We start from the raw sequence: 17,662 nt of genomic DNA, 5'->3' as shown, positions 1-17,662 counted from the left end.
TCGTCCGCCTGCGCCACGGCTGGTACGCCCAGCCGACCCGCGACGACCCACGCCCCGGGTGGGAGGGACGGGTCGACCGGCACCTCGAGCGACTGGCCTGCGCTACCGGCGTTCTCCGCGGCGCAGGGCCTCCTGACGTGGGCCGACCGTGTCGCCGGTCGGGTACGGGGCTCGGACGAGGGTGGCCTTGACCTCGACGACCCGGGCCAGCAGCCCGTTGACGAACCGGGGCGAGTCGTCGGTCGAGAGGGCCTGGACCAGCTGCACCGCCTCGGAGATCGCCACGGTGTCGGGCACCTCGTCGTTCCAGACGATCTCCCAGGTGCCCAGACGCAGCGCGGCGCGGTCGACCGCGGCCATCCGCTCCAGGCTCCAGCCCTGCGAGTAGGTGGTCAGCACCTCGTCGATCTGCGACCAGCGCGCGAGGACCCCGCGCACGAGCTGCACGGCATACTCCGGCAGCGGGTGCTGGGTGGTCGGCGCGGCCACCCTCTCCTCGAGCAGGACACCCACGTTGATGCCCCTCTGGTCGGCCTCGTAGAGCAGTTCCAGGGCCCGCTTGCGCGCCTTGGAGCGGGCCGCCACGTCAGTTCACGCGGCCGAGGTAGGAGCCGTCTCGGGTGTCGACCTTGACCTTGGTGCCGGCCTCGAGGAAGAGCGGCACCTGGATCTCGGCGCCGGTCTCCAGGGTGGCCGGCTTGGTGCCGCCGGTGGAGCGGTCGCCCTGCAGTCCGGGCTCGGTGTGGGTGATCTCCAGGACCACGGAGGCCGGGAGCTCGATGTAGAGGACCTGGCCCTCGTGCTGGGCGATCATCGCCCGGCCGTTCTCCAGCAGGTAGTTCGCCGCGTCGCCCATGATCTGGGCCGAGACCGGGATCTGCTCGTAGGTCTTCTCGTCCATGAAGATGAAGTCGGTGCCGTCGTTGTAGAGGTACTGGTAGTCGGACCGGTCCACGGTGGCGGTGTCGACCTTGGTGCCGGCGTTGAACGTCTTGTCGACGGTCTTGCCGGAGGTGACGTTCTTGAGCTTGGTGCGCACGAACGCCGGCCCCTTGCCGGGCTTGACGTGCTGGAACTCCATCACCTGCCACAGACCGTTGTCCATGTCCAGGATCATGCCGTTCTTCAGGTCGTTGGTCGTCGCCACGTGTGCTGCTTTCCCTCGGTATGCGGTTCGCTTCGCGGGTCCGCGTCCGGGACCCAAACTCTCCCGAGTCTACCGGTGCCGCTGCCCTCCTCACGCACCGCTTTTCCTCACAGTGGGGCCCATGAAGTGGTCCAAGGCGCTCACCGTCTCCCTGCCCGCGGCCGTCCTCGCCGCCGTCGCGGTGCACGACATGACGCAGAAGAGGCACGCGGTCCTGCGCAACTTCCCGGTCGTCGGGCACGCCCGCTACGCCCTGGAGAAGCTCGGGCCGGAGCTGCGGCAGTACATCGTCTCCGCCGACGACGCCGAACGGCCGTTCAGCCGGGACCAGCGCCGCTACGGCGCCCTGTCGGGCCCTGCGGTGGAGGCGCTCAACCGCGGCTGCGCGGAGGCCGGGGCGCTGCAGAACACCCCACCCTGAGGTCGGTCCGCGCCGCGAACTACCTGCGCTCCTGGCGTCGCGAGATGCTCAAGGTGGCCCAGTCGTGCGGCGTCGAGCACCCGTCGCTGGTCTCGGGAAAGATGGTGGACATCCTGCTCGGCACCCGTCAGCACACGCCGCTGTGGCAGGTCGCCGGCTACGACGACCCGTCCTGGGGGATGCCCTCAGCGGCGCAGCAGGCGCAGATCAGCGGGATCATGACCGGAGCGCCCCAGGGTGGGAGCGCACCGGTCTCCGGCACCAGCCGGGCCGGGAGGCCCGGGCACGTCCCCACCCACGCCCCGGGCCACGAGGCTGCGCAGGCGCCGGTCAGGGTACGGCGCCGGCTGCCGATCCTGCCTGGCTGACAGCAGCGTGGGCGGCCCGCAGCGTCGCCTCGTCCGGACCCTCCAGGCGCGTCGGGCGGGCGAGCCCCTCGAGGACGACCAGGCGCAGCGTGCTGCCGCGGGACTTCTTGTCCCGGGCCATCGCCGCGCGCAGCTCGGTCCAGCGCTGCGCGCCCCCGGGGTATGCCGTGGGCAAGCCCACCGAGGCGAGCACCGCGCGGTGCCGCTCCAGGAGGTCGGTGTCGATCAGACCGGCCCGGTGGGCGACCTCGGCGACGTAGACCATGCCCACCGCCACGGCGTCCCCGTGCCGCCAGCGGTAGTCCTCCACCTGCTCGATCGCGTGCGCGAAGGTGTGCCCGTAGTTGAGGACCTCGCGCAGCCCCGCCTCGCGCAGGTCCGTCGAGACGACGTCCGCCTTGACCTGGACGGCGCGCGCGACCAGCTCGACGGCCAGCTCCGGATCGGCGGCGGGGTCGGCCGCTCGGGCGGGCGCAGCCTGGAGGAGGTCGAGGATGACCGGGTCGGTGACGAAGCCGCACTTGATCACCTCGGCCAGTCCGGAGACGTAGTCGGCCCTGCTCATGCTGCCCAGCCAGGCCGGGTCGCACAGCACGGCCCGCGGCGGGTGGAAGGCGCCGACGAGGTTCTTGCCCTCGGCGGTGTTGATGCCGGTCTTGCCGCCGACGGCGGCGTCGACCACCCCCAGCAGGGAGGTGGGCAGCAGCACCACCTCGACGCCACGCAGCCAAGTGGCGGCCACGAACCCGGCCAGGTCGGTGGTCGCCCCGCCGCCGACCCCCACCACGAGGTCGTCGCGGGTGAACCCCTCCCGGCCCAGCAGGCCCCACAGCCCGGTGAGCACCTCCGCCGTCTTGGCCGCCTCCGCGTCCGGCACCTCGGCGCGCACCACCCGCGCGCCGGAGCCGGCGAGCACCTCGCTGGCCGCCTCGGCGACCTCGTTGCGCCCCGGCTGCGTCACGAGCAGCACCCGCCGGCCCGGCCGGGCGTGCTCGGCCAGGTGACGCTCGGCGCCCGCGCCGAGACGCACGTCATACCTCGGCGGTCCGGCGATCTCGACGGTCCGGGTCCGCGCCTCGCTCACGGCGTCAGGCCCAGGAGCGCGAGCACCTCGTCGGCGACCTCGTCGGGGCTCCGCCCGCCGGTCTGGACCTGGACCGTCGCCAGCTCCTCGTAGACGGGGCGACGCGCGTTCATCAGGCGGGTCCAGGCAGCCCGCGGGTTGACCAGGAGCAGCGGGCGCGAGACGTCGAAGCCGACCCGGCCCGCCGCGTCCGCGATCGTCACGTCGAGGAAGACGACCGGGAGCCCGCCCCCGCGCAGGGCCTCCGCGATCTCCTCCTGCACCGGTGCCCCGCCCCCGAGGGCGACCACGCCCTCCTCCTCGTGCAGCGCACGGAGGACCTCCTGGCGCTCGAGCCCGCGGAAGACTGCCTCGCCGTCCTGGACGAAGATGTCGGCCACCGGCTTGCCCACGAGCTCCTCGACCGCGGCGTCGGTGTCGTGCAGGGGGACGCCGAGCCGGTCGGCGAGCACGCGGCCGACGGTGGTCTTGCCCGCGCCGGGCGGCCCGACGAGGACCGCGACCGGCCCGCTCACCGGTGGGTCCCGGTCGTCGACGGCGTGCGCAGGTGCTCAGGGACGGACCCGAGGTAGGCCGCGTGGTTGCGGGCCACCTCGGCCACCGAGTCCCCGCCGAACTTCTCCAGCACGGCGTCGGCGAGGACGAGCGCCACCATCGCCTCGGCGACGACGCCGGCGGCGGGGACGGCGCAGACGTCGGAGCGCTGGTGGATCGCGGTCGCAGCCTCGCCGGTGGTGGTGTCCACGGTCCGCAGGGAGCGCGGGACGGTGCTGATCGGCTTCATCGCCGCGCGCACGCGCAGCACCTCGCCGGTGCTCATCCCGCCCTCGGTCCCGCCGCTGCGCAGGGTGGTGCGCCGCACCAGGCCGCGGGCGTCGCTCTCCATCTCGTCGTGCGCCTGGCTCCCGCGGCGGGCCGCGGTGCGGAAGCCCTCCCCGACCTCCACGCCCTTGATCGCCTGGATGCCCATCAGCGCGCCCGCCAGCCGGCCGTCGAGGCGACGGTCCCAGTGCACGTGCGACCCCAGCCCCGGCGGCAGGCCGTAGGCGAGCACCTCGACGACGCCGCCGAGGGTGTCGCCGTCCTTGCGCGCGGCGTCGACCTCGGCGACCATCGCCGCGGAGAGCTCGGGGTCCAGGGTGCGCACCGGGTCGGCGTCGACCGCGGCCACGTCGTCGGGGCCGGGGAGCTCCTCGGCCGTGGGCGCGTCGGTCCCGGGACCCGTCATCCCGGCCCGGCCGATCGCCACGGTGTGGGAGACGAGGCGGATCCCGACCGCCTGCTCGAGGAAGGCCGCGGCGACCGCTCCGAGCGCGACCCGGGCGGCCGTCTCGCGGGCCGAGGCGCGCTCGAGGACGGGGCGCGCCTCGTCGAAGCCGTACTTGGTCATGCCGACCAGGTCGGCGTGCCCGGGCCGCGGCCGGGTGAGCGGCCTGTTGCGGGCCAGCTCCTGGGGCGCCCCGACGTCGTCGGCGCGGGCCACCTCGTCGGCGTCGACCGGCTCGGGGTCCATCACCGCCTGCCACTTGGCCCACTCGGAGTTGGCGATCTGGAGCGCGAGGGGTGAGCCGAGGGTCAGGCCGTGGCGCATGCCGCCGAGGAAGGACAACTGGTCGGCCTCGAACTTCATCCGGGCGCCGCGCCCGTAACCGAGCCGGCGTCGCGCCAGGGCGCCCTCCACTGCGGCCCGCTCGACGACCACGCCGGCAGGCAGGCCCTCGATGACGGCGGTCAGGGCAGGGCCGTGGGACTCTCCGGCGGTCAACCAGCGCAGCATGGGTACAGATTCTCCCACGCGGCCACGCGCGGCCAGGAGCCGGGAGCGCGGCGGCTCCTAGAGGAACGCGCCGCCCGTCTGCGGCGCCAGGAGGAAGCCCAGCAGGGCACCGACCATCATCGGGGGCCCGTAGGCGAAGTCGCCGCGCCAGCTCACCCGGCGCGCCACGAGGAGGCCGACCGCGACGACGCCGCCGACGAGGAACCCGGCGTAGATGCCGGTCACGGTCTCCGGCCAGCCGTACCAGCCGAGCGCGCCGCCGAGCACGACGGCCAGCTTGACGTCGCCCAGGCCGAGCGCCAGCGAGCCCCGGGCCAGGGACAGCAGCGCCAGCAGGAGGTAGAACCCTCCGCTGGCGAGGGCTGCCAGCACCGAGCGGAGCCAGGGGTCGAACCCGCCTCCGACGAAGGCCGCCAGGGTGATCCCCGCCGCGAGGAAGCCCATCGTGGGCCACATGATCCGGTCCGGGAGCCGGTGCACGTCGAGGTCCATCGCGGCCAGGCACACGCAGGACAGCACGACCATCAGCGCGGTCGCGGTGAGCACGACGGCGACCGGCCAGCCGGGCACCGCGTCGTCCTGGACGAACCAGATCCGGTGCACCACCAGCGCGCTGACCAGCCCCAGCACGATCGGCACCCACCAGCGCCGACCGGGGTGCGGCACGTCGTCCTCGTCCGGCTTGCGGTAGGTCGTCGCCTCCAGCCACCGGCCCACGGGTATGCCGAGCAGCGCCACCACCGCGCCGACGACCACGGTCACCGCCACCTCGCTCACCCGGCCTCCCCCGCCAGCGCAGCTCGCATCGCCTCCACCGGGCCATCATGCCCGGTCATCAGCTCCACCTGGCGCACCGCCTGGTGCAGGAGCATCTCGGTCCCTCGCACCACGGCGAGCCGACCGCCGGACGCCCGGTCGACGGCGGCGGCGAACCCGCTGGGCCAGGGCGCGTAGGCCACGTCCAGGACGACGGGCGCGGAGGCCACGTCGGGCACCAGGACACCGGAGACGTCCGCGCCGGCCGGCAGGGTGCTGACCACCACCTCCCCCGCCGCGGGGTCCAGGACGAGCCGTTCCTGCCCGAGCCGCAGCACCTCCGCCGAGAGGCCGAGCTCGTCCACCAGCACCATCGTCTCGGCACGCACCCGGTCCCGGACGGCGAGGACCACCTCGCCCGCGCCGGCGCGGGCGAGGGCCACGAGGGCGGACCGGGCGGTGGCGCCGGCGCCCAGCACCGTCGCCCGCCGCGGTGCGCGGACCCCGGCCCCTGCCATCGCCGCGCCCAGCCCGGCCACGTCGGTGTTGTCGACGGCCCATCGGGATCCCCGGCGCAGCAGCGTGTTGGCGCCGCCCGCCAGCCGGGCGTCCTGTCCGACCTCCACGGCGCCGGGCAGCTCGAGAGCCTCCCGCTTCAGCGGCATCGTGACGGCCAGGCCGACCCACTCCGGTCCCAGGCCCGCGACGTGGTCGGCCAGGCCACCGGCAGGGACGTCCGTGGCCTCGAAGGTCCACCCGTCCAGTCCGAGGACGGCGAACGCGGCCCGGTGCAGGCGCGGGGAGAGGCTGTGCCCCACGGGCCGTCCCACGACCCCCGCACGGCGCGCCCCGGTCCGGTCCGCGCCGCCCGGGGACGGGTTCAGCACTGGTCCGGGTTGTCCGAGCACCACTGGAGGAACTCGTCCTGGTTCTTCAGGTGCTCCTCGTAGGTGTCGGCGAACTTGGTCTCGCCGGTGCTGGGGTTGACGGTGACGAAGTAGAGCCAGTTCCCGGGCTCGGGGTTCAGCGCCGCACGGATGGCGGCCTCGCCGGGGCTGTTGATCGGGCCCGGGGGCAGCCCGGGGTTGACGTAGGTGTTGTAAGGGTCGTCCACCTGGCGCTGCTCGTCGGTCGTGCCGGCCTTGCCACGCTCCTGGAAGATGAAGTGGATGGTCGAGTCCATCTGCAGCCGGCCATCGGTGTCCGCGGTGTCCACCAGGCGGTTCTCGACCACCCGGGCGACCTTGGGCAGGTCCTCGGCGAACATGCCCTCGCCCTGGACGATGCTCGCCTTGATGATGATCTCGCGCAGCTCGTCGTCGGGCACCCCGATCTCGGCATAGGTGCGCCTGCCCAGCTCGACCATGGCCCGCAGCTGGTCCTGCGGCGTGGAGTCCGGTGCGAACTCGTAGGTGCTCGGGTAGAGGAAGCCCTCCAGCTCGCCCTCCGCGGCGTCGGGAAGGTCGAGCGTGGCCGGGTCGACGTCCTCGTAGTCGGAGACCTCGTTGCCGGTCGCCTCGGCCAGCACCTCGAAGGTCTCGGAGACCCACAGCCCCTCGCGGACCGTGACGCCGTTGATCTCGCGGTAGTTGCCGTCGAGCAGCCGCGCGAGCGCCGCCGAGGAGCTCATCTGGTTGGCCATCCGGTAGGTCCCCGGCTGGATCGAGCTGGACCGCGGGTCCGCCTGGAGCGCGGCGGTGAAGGCACCGGCCGAGGCCACGACGTCCGCCTCGGCGAGGATCTGCGCGATCTGGCCGCCACCGGCGCCCTGGGGGACCTCGACCAGGACCTCACCGGTCCCCGCACCCTCGTAGTCCTGGACGTCGTTGCTGCCGGTCGAGAAGGAGGGCAGCAGGTCACCGACCCACCCGAAGGCGTAGACCGAGGCGGTCACCACGACCGCTGCGGCAAGGACGAGCGCCACGACGGTGGCGAGGGGGTTGCGCCGGCGCCGGCGCCGCGGCCGGAACATCGGCACCTCGGGCTCCGGGTCAAGCACGTCGTCGGCCAGCGACTCGTCGTGCTCCTTGACGCCGCGCAGGCCGAGCACGTCGTCGTCGAACCGCGACCGACGGTGCTCGTCGTCCCAGTCCTCGTCCGGGGGCAGGCTCATCGATGTCCTTACGTCTGGCCGGACCGGCGGGTCCGGGGCTTGCGCGCCCGCAGGGGTGTGCCGGCGGGGCGTCCGGCACGTCGGGCGTCGAGCGCCGCCTGGAGGATCAGCACCGCTGCGACCTGGTCGACCACGGCCCGCTGGTCGCGGCCCCGGACCCCGCTTCGGTGCAGGTTCCGGTGCGCGTCGACCGTCGTGAGCCGTTCGTCCCACAGTCGCACCGGCACGTCCAGTCGCCGCTGCAGGGAGTCAGCGTAGTCGCGGGCCCGCCGCGCGGCCAAGCCCTCCTCGCCGGAGAGCGAGCGCGGCAGCCCGACGACGACCGCGACGGCGTCGCGCTCCCGCACCAGCTCGGCGAGCGAGGACAGCTCCTCCTCGCCCTCCTGGTCGCGCGCCAGGGTGGCCACCGGGTGGGCCAGCATCCCGTCGGGGTCGCACGCCGCGACCCCGACGCGGACCTCGCCCACGTCGACCCCCAGGAGCACGCCGCGGTCCGCCGCACGCCCGTCGGCGGGCCGGTCGGCCGGCCGGCCGGCGGGGCTGCCCGAGGAGGACGTGGTCACGCCCTGATCTCGTCCTCGACGGCCTGCAGCGCGGCGCCGGTGCGGCTCGGGTCCTGGCCGCCGCCCTGGGCCAGGTCGTCCTTGCCGCCGCCGCCGCCACCGAGCGTCTGGGCCGCGACCCTGACCAGGGCACCGGCACGTACGCCGCGCTCCCGCGCGGCCTCGTTGGTCGCCACGACGACCTGGGGCCGGTCCCCGGCCACGCCGGTCAGGGCGACGACGACCGGGCGCTCGGTGCCGAGCCGGCCGCGCAGGTCGGCGGCCATCGTCCGCAGGTCGTCGCCGGCCACGTCGCCGACGTGGTGACCCAGGAAGGTCGTACCGTCGAGGTCGCGAGCCTGCTCGAGCAGGCGGCCCGCCGCGGCGAGCACCTGCTGGGACTTGGCGCGGGCGATCTCCCGCTCGGCGTCCTTGAGCCGCGCCACGAGCTGGGCCACCCGGTCGGGCACCTCGTCCGGGCGCACCTTCAAGGTGTCGGTGAGCTGGTTGAGGATGACGTTCTCACGCGCGAGGTGCTGGTAGGCGTCGGCGCCGACGAGCGCCTCCACCCGTCGTACCCCGGAGCCGATCGAGGCTTCGCCGACGAGCGTGACCAGGGAGAGCTGCGCAGAGTTGAGCACGTGCGTGCCGCCGCACAGCTCCAGCGACCACGGCCCGCCCACGGAGACGACGCGCACGACCTCCGGGTAGCGCTCGCCGAAGAGTGCCATGGCGCCCATCTCGCGCGCCTGCACCAGCGACATCTCGGCGGCGGACACCTGCAGGTCGTCCATCAGCCGCTCGTTGATGCGCGCCTCGACGGCGACCAGCTCCTCGGCCGACAGGCCGCGCGTGGATCGGAAGTCGAAGCGCAGCCGCCCGGGTGCGTTCTCCGAGCCGGCCTGGGTCGCGGTGTCGCCCAGCGTCTCGCGCAGCACCTTGTGCACGATGTGGGTGGCGGTGTGCGCACGAGAAACGGCGGCACGCCGCAGCGTGTCGATCTGCGACTCGGCGCTCTCCCCCAGCGCCAGCTCGCCCTCCACGAGCCGTCCGCGGTGGACCACAAGACCGGGGATCGGGCGCTGCACGTCGGCGACCTCGACCACGCCGCCGGAGTCCAGCCGGATGAGTCCGTGGTCGGCCAGCTGGCCCCCCGCCTCCGCGTAGAACGGCGTCTGGCCCAGGACGAGCTCGACCTCGGTGCCGCCGGCCTCGGCAGGCCCGGCGGCGAGCCGGTCGACCTCGTGGCCGTCGGCGAGCAGCCCCACCACGGTCCCGCGGCCGGACATCTCGCTGTAACCGGTGAACTGCACCGCGCGCCCGAGCCGGTCGGCGATCGCCTTGTAGGCGGTGGCGCCGCTGTGGCCGTGCTTCTTGGCGCGGGCGTCGGCCTTGGCGCGCTGCCGCTGCTCGGTCATCAGCGTGCGGAAGCCCTCCTCGTCGACCGCCAGTCCCTGCTCGGAGGCCATCTCCAGGGTCAGGTCGATCGGGAAGCCGTAGGTGTCGTGCAGCTGGAAGGCCTCCGCGCCCGCGAGCGTGGTCGCCCCGGAGGCCTTGGCGCGGGCCACCGCGGTGTCCAGGATCGTCGTCCCGCTGGACAGCGTCCGGGCGAAGGCCTCCTCCTCGGCGTAGGCCGTCTGGCTGATCCGGTGCCAGTCGCGCTCGAGCTCGGGATAGGAGCTGCGCATGACGTCCTTGCTGACCGGCAGCAGCGCCGGCAGGGTGGCCTCGTCGGGACCGACGCCGAGCAGCCGCATCGAGCGGACGGCGCGGCGCAGCAGCCGGCGCAGGACGTAGCCGCGGCCCTCGTTGCCCGGCGTGACACCGTCGCCCATGAGCATCAGGCCGGAGCGGACGTGGTCGGCGACGACCCGGAAACGCACGTCGTCCTCGTGGTCGACGCCGTAGGCGCGGCCGCTGATCTCCTCGGCACGCTCGATGACGGGATAGACCTCGTCGATCTCGTAGAGGTTGTCCACCCCCTGGAGCAGGTAGGCCACGCGCTCCAGGCCCATGCCGGTGTCGATGTTCTTGCGGGGCAGCTCGCCGACGATGTCGAAGTCGGTCTTGGAACGCACCTGCCCGAGGTCGTCCTGCATGAAGACGAGGTTCCAGATCTCCAGGAAGCGGTCCTCGTCGACGACCGGGCCGCCGTCCGGGCCGTGCTCCGGTCCGCGGTCGATGTAGATCTCGCTGCACGGACCGCCGGGCCCGGGGACCCCCATGTGCCAGTAGTTGTCGGCCGGACCCCGGCGCTGGACGCGCTCCGGGGGCAGCCCCGCGACACGCCGCCACAGCTCGGCGGCCTCGTCGTCGCCGTCCAGCACGGTGACCCAGACCGAGTCGGGGTCGAAGCCGAGGAAGCCGTCGTCCTGCGAGCCGGTCACCAGCTCCCAGGCGTGGCTGATCGCCCCCTCCTTGAAGTAGTCGCCGAACGAGAAGTTGCCGTTCATCTGGAAGAAGGTGCCGTGCCGGGTGGTCTTGCCGACCTCCTCGATGTCGAGGGTGCGCACGCACTTCTGCACGCTCGTGGCCCGCGGCCAGGGCGCGGTCTCCTGCCCCAGGAAGTAGGGCTTGAACGGGACCATGCCGGCGTTGACGAACAGCAGGGTCGGGTCGTCGTAGACCAGCGGTGCGCTGGGCACCACCGCGTGGCCCTTGCTCTCGAAGAAGGACAGCCAACGACGGCGGATCTCGGCGGTTTCCATGGTCTCCTCACCAGGCTGCAGACGGACCCGCCCACTCTAGCGGCCCGACCCGGGCCCCCGACCCCGGACGATCCGGCGCAGCTCGCGCCACCGCTCGGCGAGCCGCTCCTCCCAGCCGCGCCCGGTGGGGTGGTAGTAGTCGGCGTCCTGCGCGAGCAGGTCGTCGGGCAGGAACTGCTGCGCCCCCACCCCGGCCGGCTCGTCGTGGCTGTAGCGGTAACCCTGCCCGTGCCCGAGCCGCGCGGCACCGGCATACCCGCTGCCCCTCAGGTGCGCGGGCACCCGGGCCCCCTTGCCGGCGCGGACGTCGGCGATCGCGGCGTTCACCGCGCTGTAGGCGGCGTTGGACTTCGGCGCCAGCGCGTTGTGCACGACCGCCTGGGCCAGGATGATCCGCGCCTCGGGCATGCCGATCTGGGCGACCGCGTGCATCGCCGCGACCGCCGTCTGCAGCGCCGTCGGGTCGGCCATGCCGACGTCCTCGCTGGCGGAGATGACGATGCGGCGGGCGATGAAGCGCGGGTCCTCCCCCGCCTCGAGCTGCACGGCCAGGTAGTGCAGCGCGGCGTCGACGTCCGAGCCCCTCATCGACTTGATGAAGGCGCTGGCGACGTCGTAGTGCTGGTCCCCGGTGCGGTCGTAGCGGACGGCCGCGGTGTCGACCGCCTGCTCGGCGTCGGCCAGGGTGATCGTGACCTGCCGTCCCTCGGCGCCGGCGGGCACGGCGTCCAGGGCGACGCCCGCCGCCGCCTCCAGCGTGGTCAGCGCCCGCCGGGCGTCCCCGCCGGCGATCCGCACGATGTGGTCGCGGGCCTGGCTCTCGAGGGCCAGCTCGCCGGCCAGCCCGCGCTCGTCCTGGAGCGCCTCGTCCACGACCTCGCCGAGCTGCTCGTCGTCCAGCGAGGTCAGCCGGATGAGCATCGAGCGCGACAGCAGCGGCGCGATGACGCTGAAGGAGGGGTTCTCGGTGGTGGCCGCGACCAGGATGACGAGGCGGTTCTCCACGCCGGGCAGCAGCGCGTCCTGCTGCGCCTTGCTGAAGCGGTGGATCTCGTCGAGGAAGAGCACCGTCTGCCGACCGTAGAGCGAGCGCTCCCGGCCGGCCTGCTCCATCACCGCGCGCACGTCCTTGACCCCGGCGGTGACCGCCGAGAGCTCCACGAACGTGCGCCCGGCGGCGGTGGCGACCAGGTGGGCCAGGGTGGTCTTGCCGGTGCCCGGCGGCCCCCAGAGGATCGCCGACAGCGGGCCGGCCGCGCCCGCGTGGCCCTCGATGAGCCGTCGCAGGGGCGAGCCCGGGCGGAGCACGTCCTGCTGGCCGCGGACCTCCTCGACCGCCCGGGGCCGCATCCGCACCGCCAGCGGCGGGCGCAGGTCCGACCCCTCCCCGGCGGCCCCGCCGTCGGGGTCGCTGAACAGGTCCGCTCCGGCTCCCACCACGCCCCCGAGGCTACCCGCAGGACGCGGGACCTCCGGCCTCGGAACCCGGGACCTTAGTCCCTACTACGTTGCGTCGTACTTTGGCAGGATGGGTGACGACGGCGCACAACGGGCCGTCGACCGGGCGCACTGCCCGGCCCTCACCACGATGTCCGGGCCACGCCCGGAGGAGGTCCTCATGCCACAACGTCTGCGCCTCGTCGGGATCATGCTCATGGTCTTCGGCCTGGTCTTCTTCATCGGCTCCGGTGTCGCGTTCTCGATGTACCAGGACGGCAAGCACTCGCTCCAGAGCTTCAGCGAGGTGCAGGGCGTGGAGCTGAGCTACAACGAGGACGGCCAGCTCGTCGACCGCGGCGACACCGCCGCCGCCGACGGCATCATGACGATGCTCACCGACGAGTGGGGCTACCCGGTCTCGGACCGCGAGATGGACCCGGACGACCCGCTGGTCAACACCGCGAGCGAGTACATGTACCAGATGGCCACCATCACCCACCACGTCATCGACGGCACCTACCCCATCACCCTGACCGAGGACGCCCTCGTCGACCCCGACGGGAACGCCCTGACCGAGCTGCAGGTCGGCGACCAGACGCTCGCCGTCCCGGACCCGTTCCCGGCCGAGGGCTGGACCGTCGAGTACGACGGCGGCGGCCGCTACTGGCAGGACTTCGACCGCACCAACCCTGCTGACGCCGCGGCCCGCGAGGCCATGTGGACCGGAACCGTGCACGGCCTGGTCGGCGAGCTCGGGGTCGGCACCGTGACCGCCTCGGCCCTCAAGCTGGCCCTCGGCATGGTCGCCCTCCTGGCCGGCCTGGGTGCGATCAACCTCCTGACCGGCGCAGGCCTGTTCTGGGCCGCGGGAGCCCGTCGCGCAGGCGAGACCGTCCCGCCCTCCCCGGTCGAGCAGCCGGAGCTGGAGCGCATCGGCTGACCTTCGCGGGTGGGCCGACGGGAGCCGGGTGCGCAGGCCGCACCCGGCTCCCCTTCTGCGTGCGCCGGCTCCGTCCGCACGGCGGACCGCGACGGGGCCGGATCGTGCTCCCTACCGGCTGCGGCAGAATCGTCCTCGTGGTCTCCCCCTCACCCGGCTCACCGGCGCTGCGCGCGGCCGACCGCGCGGAGCTGCTGCGGCTGGCCGGCCCGGACCCGTGGGTCAGGTGGGCGCTGGCCGACCCGCTGGCCGGCGAGGCGGTCGTGGGGTCGGCCGTGGCCGTCGTGCAGCGCCCGGGACGCCGACCGGGCGCGTGGGTCGCTCCCCTGCGCCGGTCCGCGCCGACGGGTCCGCCCCCCGAGGGCACCCGGGAGGAGGCGGGCCGGCTGGCCGGCACCCTGGCCGCGGTCGCGGACGCCGGGCTGCTCGCGGCATGGGGTGCTCGCGCGGTGTCGGTGCCCCAGGAGCACGCGGCCGTCGCGCACCGGGTCCTGGACCTGGCCGAGCAGGGCGGCGACTGGGAGTGGATGTGGACCTGCGCCGCGCCGCCGCCGGCGCCCGGCGAGGACCTGCTCCGCGTGCTCGACGACAGGGCCGACGCGGCGGAGCTGTCGGCCTTCGCTCAGGCCCACAACCCACGGGTCTGGACGGCCGTCGGCGAGGGCGCGGTGGTGCGCTGGGTCGGGGCGCGCGACGCGAGCGGCGACCTCGTCGCGGTGGGCGGTGCCGAGCTGGAGGCCTCCGGCGTGGCGCACCTGGCCGGGATCGTCACGGCCACCGCCGCGCGCGGACGCGGCTGGGGGCGGGCCGTCACCTCCGCGCTGACCCGGTGGTCGGTGGAGCGCCACGGGGTCTGCACGCTCGGCGTGTTCAGCGACAACGCCACCGCGATCCGGCTCTACCGTCGGCTCGGCTTCCGCACGGCGCGGGCCTGGCACTCCAGGCTCCTGGTCGGTCGCTGAGGTCGGCCGAGGTCAGCGCCCGGGCGCCAGCGAGGGCACGGGCAGGCCGAGCTCGCGCAGCACGCGCCGGGCGGCGTGGTGGCCGCCCATCCCGTGCACCCCGGGCCCCGGAGGCACGGAGGACGAGCAGAGCCAGACCCCGGGCGCCACCGCGTACGGGTCCGGCCGCGGACCGGGCCGCGCGACCATGCGCCACATCGACACCGCGCCGCCGGAGATGTCGCCGTCGACGAGGGCGGCGTTGTGGTCGGCCATCCGTGACGCCGGCGTGACCACGCAGTCGACGACCACGTCGCGGAAGCCCGGGGCGAAGCGCTCCAGCTGCTGCTCCGCCTGCGGCCGCACGTCCCGGTCCGAGCCGCGGGGCACGTGCGCGTAGGCCCACAGCGGGCGCAGCCCCGACCGCCCGCTCCGCCCCGGGTCGTGCGAGGCGGGGTCGCTGACCAGCAGCACCGGCCGGTCCGGGTGACGGCCGGCGGCGACCTCTGCCTCCGCCTGCCGCATCTGCTCCACGGAGCCCCCGACGTGCACGGTGCCCGCCCGGGCCACGTCCGGGTGCGCCCACGGGACCGGAGCGGAGAGGACGTAGTCGAGCTTGCAGACCCCCGCGCCCACGGGCAGCCGCTCCAGCCGGCCGCGGAACGGCTCGGCGAGCATCCTCGCCGCCACGCAGGCGTGCGTGTCCAGGAGGGTGTGCCGTGCCGCGGGAAGGTCCTCGCGCCCGCGCACCGGCCGGTCCACGACGAGCTGGCCGCCGTGAGCCCGCAGGTCCGCGACGAGCACCCGGGTGATCTCACCGATCCCTCCGCGGACGAGCGGCCAGCCGGAGGGGCTGTGCGCCAGCGCCCCCAGGTAGGCGGCGGTGCCGGCCGCGGCCACCGAGGGCAGCGCGGTGATCGTGTGCGCCGCGACACCGGTGATCAGGGCGTGGGCGACGTCGGTGCGCCACCAGCGGTCGCCGGCGCGGGTGCTAAGGACCGCCAGGGCCGCGGCGAGGGCGGCGCCGGCGCCACCGACGACCGCCGCGACCGGCAGGGAACGTTTGTCCGACAGCGCGATGCGCGCGACGTCCTCGTGGTGCCGGACGAGGGGCCCGACGAGCCGTCGCCACCGCTCCCCGTCCTCACCGAGACCCTCCACGGTCCGCGCCAGGTCGCGCCAGGCGACGCCGGCCCGTCCGCCGTCCAGCGGCTGGGCGTAGGAGACCTCGGGCACGAGCAGGTCCACGCCCCGCGCGGGCAGGTCGAGCTCGGCGAAGAAGGGCGAGGTCGGGGCGGCCGCGGGGACGGCGGCGCACACGTCCCGCAGCAGGCCCTCGTCGGGTCCGACCCGGTCCGAGACCAGCGGCAGGGTGCGCACTCCCCCGCCCGGCTCCGGCTGCCCCTCGACGACGGTGACGGCGAGGCCGGCGCGCGCCAGGGTGACCGCGGCGGCCAGCCCGTTCGGGCCAGAACCCACGACGACCACGTCGCGCAGCGCGGACGTGGTCGTCATGGGCCCAGCCTCTCACGTGGCGGGACTGGGGCTCCTCAGCTCTGCCGGGGGCTGACCTCCGGGGCACCCTGCGGCGCCGGGGCCTGCTCGGCCGGCGTCGCGTCGACGCCCGCCTCCCTGCGCTGCTCCGGGGTGATCGGCGCCGGCGCCTCGGTCAGCGGGTCGAAGCCGCCGCCCGACTTGGGGAAGGCGATGACGTCGCGGATGGAGTCGGTGCCGGCCAGCAGTGCCACGATCCGGTCCCAGCCGAAGGCGATCCCGCCGTGCGGCGGCGCGCCGAACTTGAACGCCTCGAGCAGGAAGCCAAACTTCTCCTGCGCGGCCTCCTCGTCCAGCCCCATGATGGCGAAGACGCGCTCCTGGAGCTCGCGGCGGTGGATACGGATCGACCCGCCGCCGATCTCGTTGCCGTTGCACACCAGGTCGTAGGCGTAGGCCAGCGCGGCGCCGGGGTCGGACTCCAGGGTGTCGACGAACTGTGTCTGCGGCGAGGTGAAGGCGTGGTGGACGGCCGTCCACGCACCCGCGCCCACCGCGACGTCGCCGGCCTCGACGGCCTCCGAGGCCGGCTCGAAGAGGGGCGCGTCGACGACCCACACGAAGCTCCAGGCCTCCTCGTCGATGAGCCCGCAGCGGTGGCCGATCTCCAGGCGGGCGGCGCCGAGCAGCGCCCGGGAGGCCTTGGTGGTGCCGGCGGCGAAGAAGATGGCGTCACCGGGCTGCGCACCCATGTGCGCGGCCAGGCCTGCCCGCTCCTCCTCGGAGATGTTCTTGGCGACCGGGCCACCCAGCTCGCCGTCCTCGCCCACGGTGACGTAGGCCAGGCCCCTCGCCCCGCGCTGCTTGGCCCACTCCTGCCACGCGTCGAACTGGCGGCGCGGCTGGGAACCTCCGCCGGGCATGACGACCGCGCCGACGTAGTCGGCCTGGAACACCCGGAAGGGCGTGCCCGCGAAGTAGTCGGTGCACTCGGTGATCTCCAGGTCGAAGCGCAGGTCGGGCTTGTCGCTCCCGTAGCGGCGCATCGCCTCGGCGTAGGCCATCCGCGGGAACGGCGTGGTCAGCTCGACGCCCTGCACCCCCCAGACCGCCCGGGCGACGGCCTCGCCGAGCTCGATGACGTCGTCCTGGTCGACGAAGCTCATCTCGATGTCCAGCTGGGTGAACTCCGGCTGGCGGTCGGCGCGGAAGTCCTCGTCGCGGTAGCAGCGCGCGAGCTGGTAGTAGCGCTCCATACCGGCGACCATGAGCAGCTGCTTGAACAGCTGCGGGCTCTGCGGGAGGGCGTACCAGCTGCCCGGCTGCAGGCGCGCGGGCACGAGGAAGTCGCGGGCACCCTCGGGGGTGGACCGCGTCAGCGTGGGGGTCTCGATCTCGACGAAGTCGCGCCCTGCCAGCACGGCCCGCGCGGCGGCGTTGACCCGGGAGCGCAGGCGCAGGTTCGCCCCGGCCGAGCTCGCGCCCGGGCGGCGCAGGTCGAGGTAGCGGTGCCTCAGGCGGGCCTCCTCCCCCACGTTGACGCGCTCGTCGATCTGGAAGGGCAGGGGCGCGGACTCGCTGAGGACCTCGATCTCGGTGGCGACGACGTCGACCCCGCCGGTGGGCAGGTCGGGGTTGACGTCCTTCTCGGCGCGGGCGGTGACCTGGCCGACGACCTTGACGACGTACTCGCTGCGCAGGTCGTGCGCGGTCCCGGTGAGGACCTCGTCGCGGGCGACGACCTGGACGACACCGCTGGCGTCGCGCAGGTCGATGAAGGCGACACCGCCGTGGTCGCGGCGCCGGGCCACCCAGCCGGCGAGGGTGACGGTGGTGCCGACGTGCTCGGGTCGCAGCGTGCCGGCCCCGTGGGTGCGAAGCATGGTCTCTCCTCTTTCGGTCAGGTCCCGAAAGGGCGGCTGCCCCATCGG

Annotated in this window: 17 protein-coding genes; 4 read left to right on the top strand and 13 right to left on the bottom strand. The window is 74.2% G+C overall.

Annotated features, from left to right (window positions below; translation table 11 throughout):
- Positions 1-102: 102 nt before the first annotated feature.
- Entirely contained in the window at positions 103-585 is a 483-nt protein-coding gene (gene nusB, locus DV701_RS01950) for a transcription antitermination factor NusB (RefSeq protein WP_114926848.1), read from the bottom strand.
- Position 586: 1 nt separating this feature from the next.
- Entirely contained in the window at positions 587-1,147 is a 561-nt protein-coding gene (efp, locus tag DV701_RS01945) for an elongation factor P (protein ID WP_114926847.1), read from the bottom strand.
- A gap of 121 nt (positions 1,148-1,268) precedes the next feature.
- Here efp and DV701_RS01940 point away from each other — a divergent pair, with 121 nt between their 5' ends.
- Together DV701_RS01940 and DV701_RS01935 are read left to right on the top strand one after the other, a co-directional pair.
- Entirely contained in the window at positions 1,269-1,568 is a 300-nt protein-coding gene (locus tag DV701_RS01940; protein WP_202863603.1) for a hypothetical protein, read from the top strand.
- 44 nt (positions 1,569-1,612) lie between these two features.
- Positions 1,613-1,936: a hypothetical protein gene (locus tag DV701_RS01935; protein WP_114926846.1), complete on the top strand. Its 324-nt coding sequence runs from the start codon at positions 1,613-1,615 to the stop codon at positions 1,934-1,936.
- Here DV701_RS01935 and aroB read toward each other — a convergent pair.
- From aroB to DV701_RS01890, 9 genes are read right to left on the bottom strand one after another with little or no spacing between them, the layout of a single operon-like run.
- The gene (gene aroB / locus DV701_RS01930) at positions 1,899-3,020 is read right to left on the bottom strand and encodes a 3-dehydroquinate synthase (protein ID WP_114926845.1); all 1,122 of its coding nucleotides are present in this window, start codon (positions 3,018-3,020) and stop codon (positions 1,899-1,901) included. The two genes, DV701_RS01935 and aroB, sit on opposite strands and share 38 nt — an antisense overlap.
- The gene (locus DV701_RS01925) at positions 3,017-3,535 is read right to left on the bottom strand and encodes a shikimate kinase (protein WP_114926844.1); all 519 of its coding nucleotides are present in this window, start codon (positions 3,533-3,535) and stop codon (positions 3,017-3,019) included. Before DV701_RS01925 ends, aroB begins: the two co-directional genes overlap by 4 nt.
- Positions 3,532-4,797 carry a chorismate synthase gene (gene aroC / locus DV701_RS01920; protein WP_114926843.1) on the bottom strand — a complete coding sequence of 422 codons (1,266 nt, stop codon included), beginning with the start codon at positions 4,795-4,797 and terminating at the stop codon, positions 3,532-3,534. The genes DV701_RS01925 and aroC overlap by 4 nt, the downstream gene beginning before the upstream one ends.
- Positions 4,798-4,854: 57 nt before the next feature.
- Positions 4,855-5,574 carry a prepilin peptidase gene (locus DV701_RS01915; RefSeq protein WP_114926842.1) on the bottom strand — a complete coding sequence of 240 codons (720 nt, stop codon included), beginning with the start codon at positions 5,572-5,574 and terminating at the stop codon, positions 4,855-4,857.
- Complete coding sequence (locus tag DV701_RS01910) at positions 5,571-6,440, bottom strand: shikimate dehydrogenase (RefSeq protein ID WP_228255162.1); 870 nt, start codon at positions 6,438-6,440, stop codon at positions 5,571-5,573. The genes DV701_RS01915 and DV701_RS01910 overlap by 4 nt, the downstream gene beginning before the upstream one ends.
- Positions 6,434-7,666, bottom strand: a complete 1,233-nt coding sequence (gene mltG, locus DV701_RS01905) for an endolytic transglycosylase MltG (protein WP_114926841.1) — start codon at positions 7,664-7,666, stop codon at positions 6,434-6,436. The genes DV701_RS01910 and mltG overlap by 7 nt, the downstream gene beginning before the upstream one ends.
- An 8-nt stretch (positions 7,667-7,674) precedes the next feature.
- A complete protein-coding gene (ruvX, locus tag DV701_RS01900; RefSeq protein WP_114926840.1) occupies positions 7,675-8,229 on the bottom strand; it encodes a Holliday junction resolvase RuvX in 555 nt (184 codons plus the stop codon).
- Positions 8,226-10,916 (bottom strand): alanine--tRNA ligase, encoded by a 2,691-nt coding sequence (gene alaS / locus DV701_RS01895; protein WP_114926839.1) that lies wholly within the window; start codon positions 10,914-10,916, stop codon positions 8,226-8,228. Before alaS ends, ruvX begins: the two co-directional genes overlap by 4 nt.
- A gap of 36 nt (positions 10,917-10,952) precedes the next feature.
- Complete coding sequence (locus DV701_RS01890) at positions 10,953-12,353, bottom strand: replication-associated recombination protein A (RefSeq protein WP_407669358.1); 1,401 nt, start codon at positions 12,351-12,353, stop codon at positions 10,953-10,955.
- A 91-nt stretch (positions 12,354-12,444) separates the two neighbouring features.
- Here DV701_RS01890 and DV701_RS01885 point away from each other — a divergent pair, with 91 nt between their 5' ends.
- Together DV701_RS01885 and DV701_RS01880 are read left to right on the top strand one after the other, a co-directional pair.
- Positions 12,445-13,296, top strand: a complete 852-nt coding sequence (locus DV701_RS01885; RefSeq protein WP_114926838.1) for a hypothetical protein — start codon at positions 12,445-12,447, stop codon at positions 13,294-13,296.
- A gap of 137 nt (positions 13,297-13,433) precedes the next feature.
- Positions 13,434-14,258 carry a GNAT family N-acetyltransferase gene (locus DV701_RS01880; protein WP_114926837.1) on the top strand — a complete coding sequence of 275 codons (825 nt, stop codon included), beginning with the start codon at positions 13,434-13,436 and terminating at the stop codon, positions 14,256-14,258.
- A gap of 12 nt (positions 14,259-14,270) precedes the next feature.
- Here DV701_RS01880 and DV701_RS01875 read toward each other — a convergent pair whose 3' ends face one another.
- Together DV701_RS01875 and aspS are read right to left on the bottom strand one after the other, a co-directional pair.
- Positions 14,271-15,752, bottom strand: a complete 1,482-nt coding sequence (locus DV701_RS01875) for a phytoene desaturase family protein (RefSeq protein ID WP_114926836.1) — start codon at positions 15,750-15,752, stop codon at positions 14,271-14,273.
- 35 nt (positions 15,753-15,787) lie between these two features.
- Positions 15,788-17,614, bottom strand: coding sequence for an aspartate--tRNA ligase (aspS, locus tag DV701_RS01870; protein ID WP_114926835.1), 1,827 nt, complete (start codon positions 17,612-17,614; stop codon positions 15,788-15,790).
- Between the last annotated feature and the right edge of the window lie 48 nt (positions 17,615-17,662).

It is taken from the genome of Ornithinimicrobium avium (genome assembly GCF_003351765.1).
Taxonomy (GTDB): Bacteria; Actinomycetota; Actinomycetes; order Actinomycetales; family Dermatophilaceae; genus Ornithinicoccus; species Ornithinicoccus avius.
This window is presented reverse-complemented; position numbering and strand designations above follow the sequence as displayed.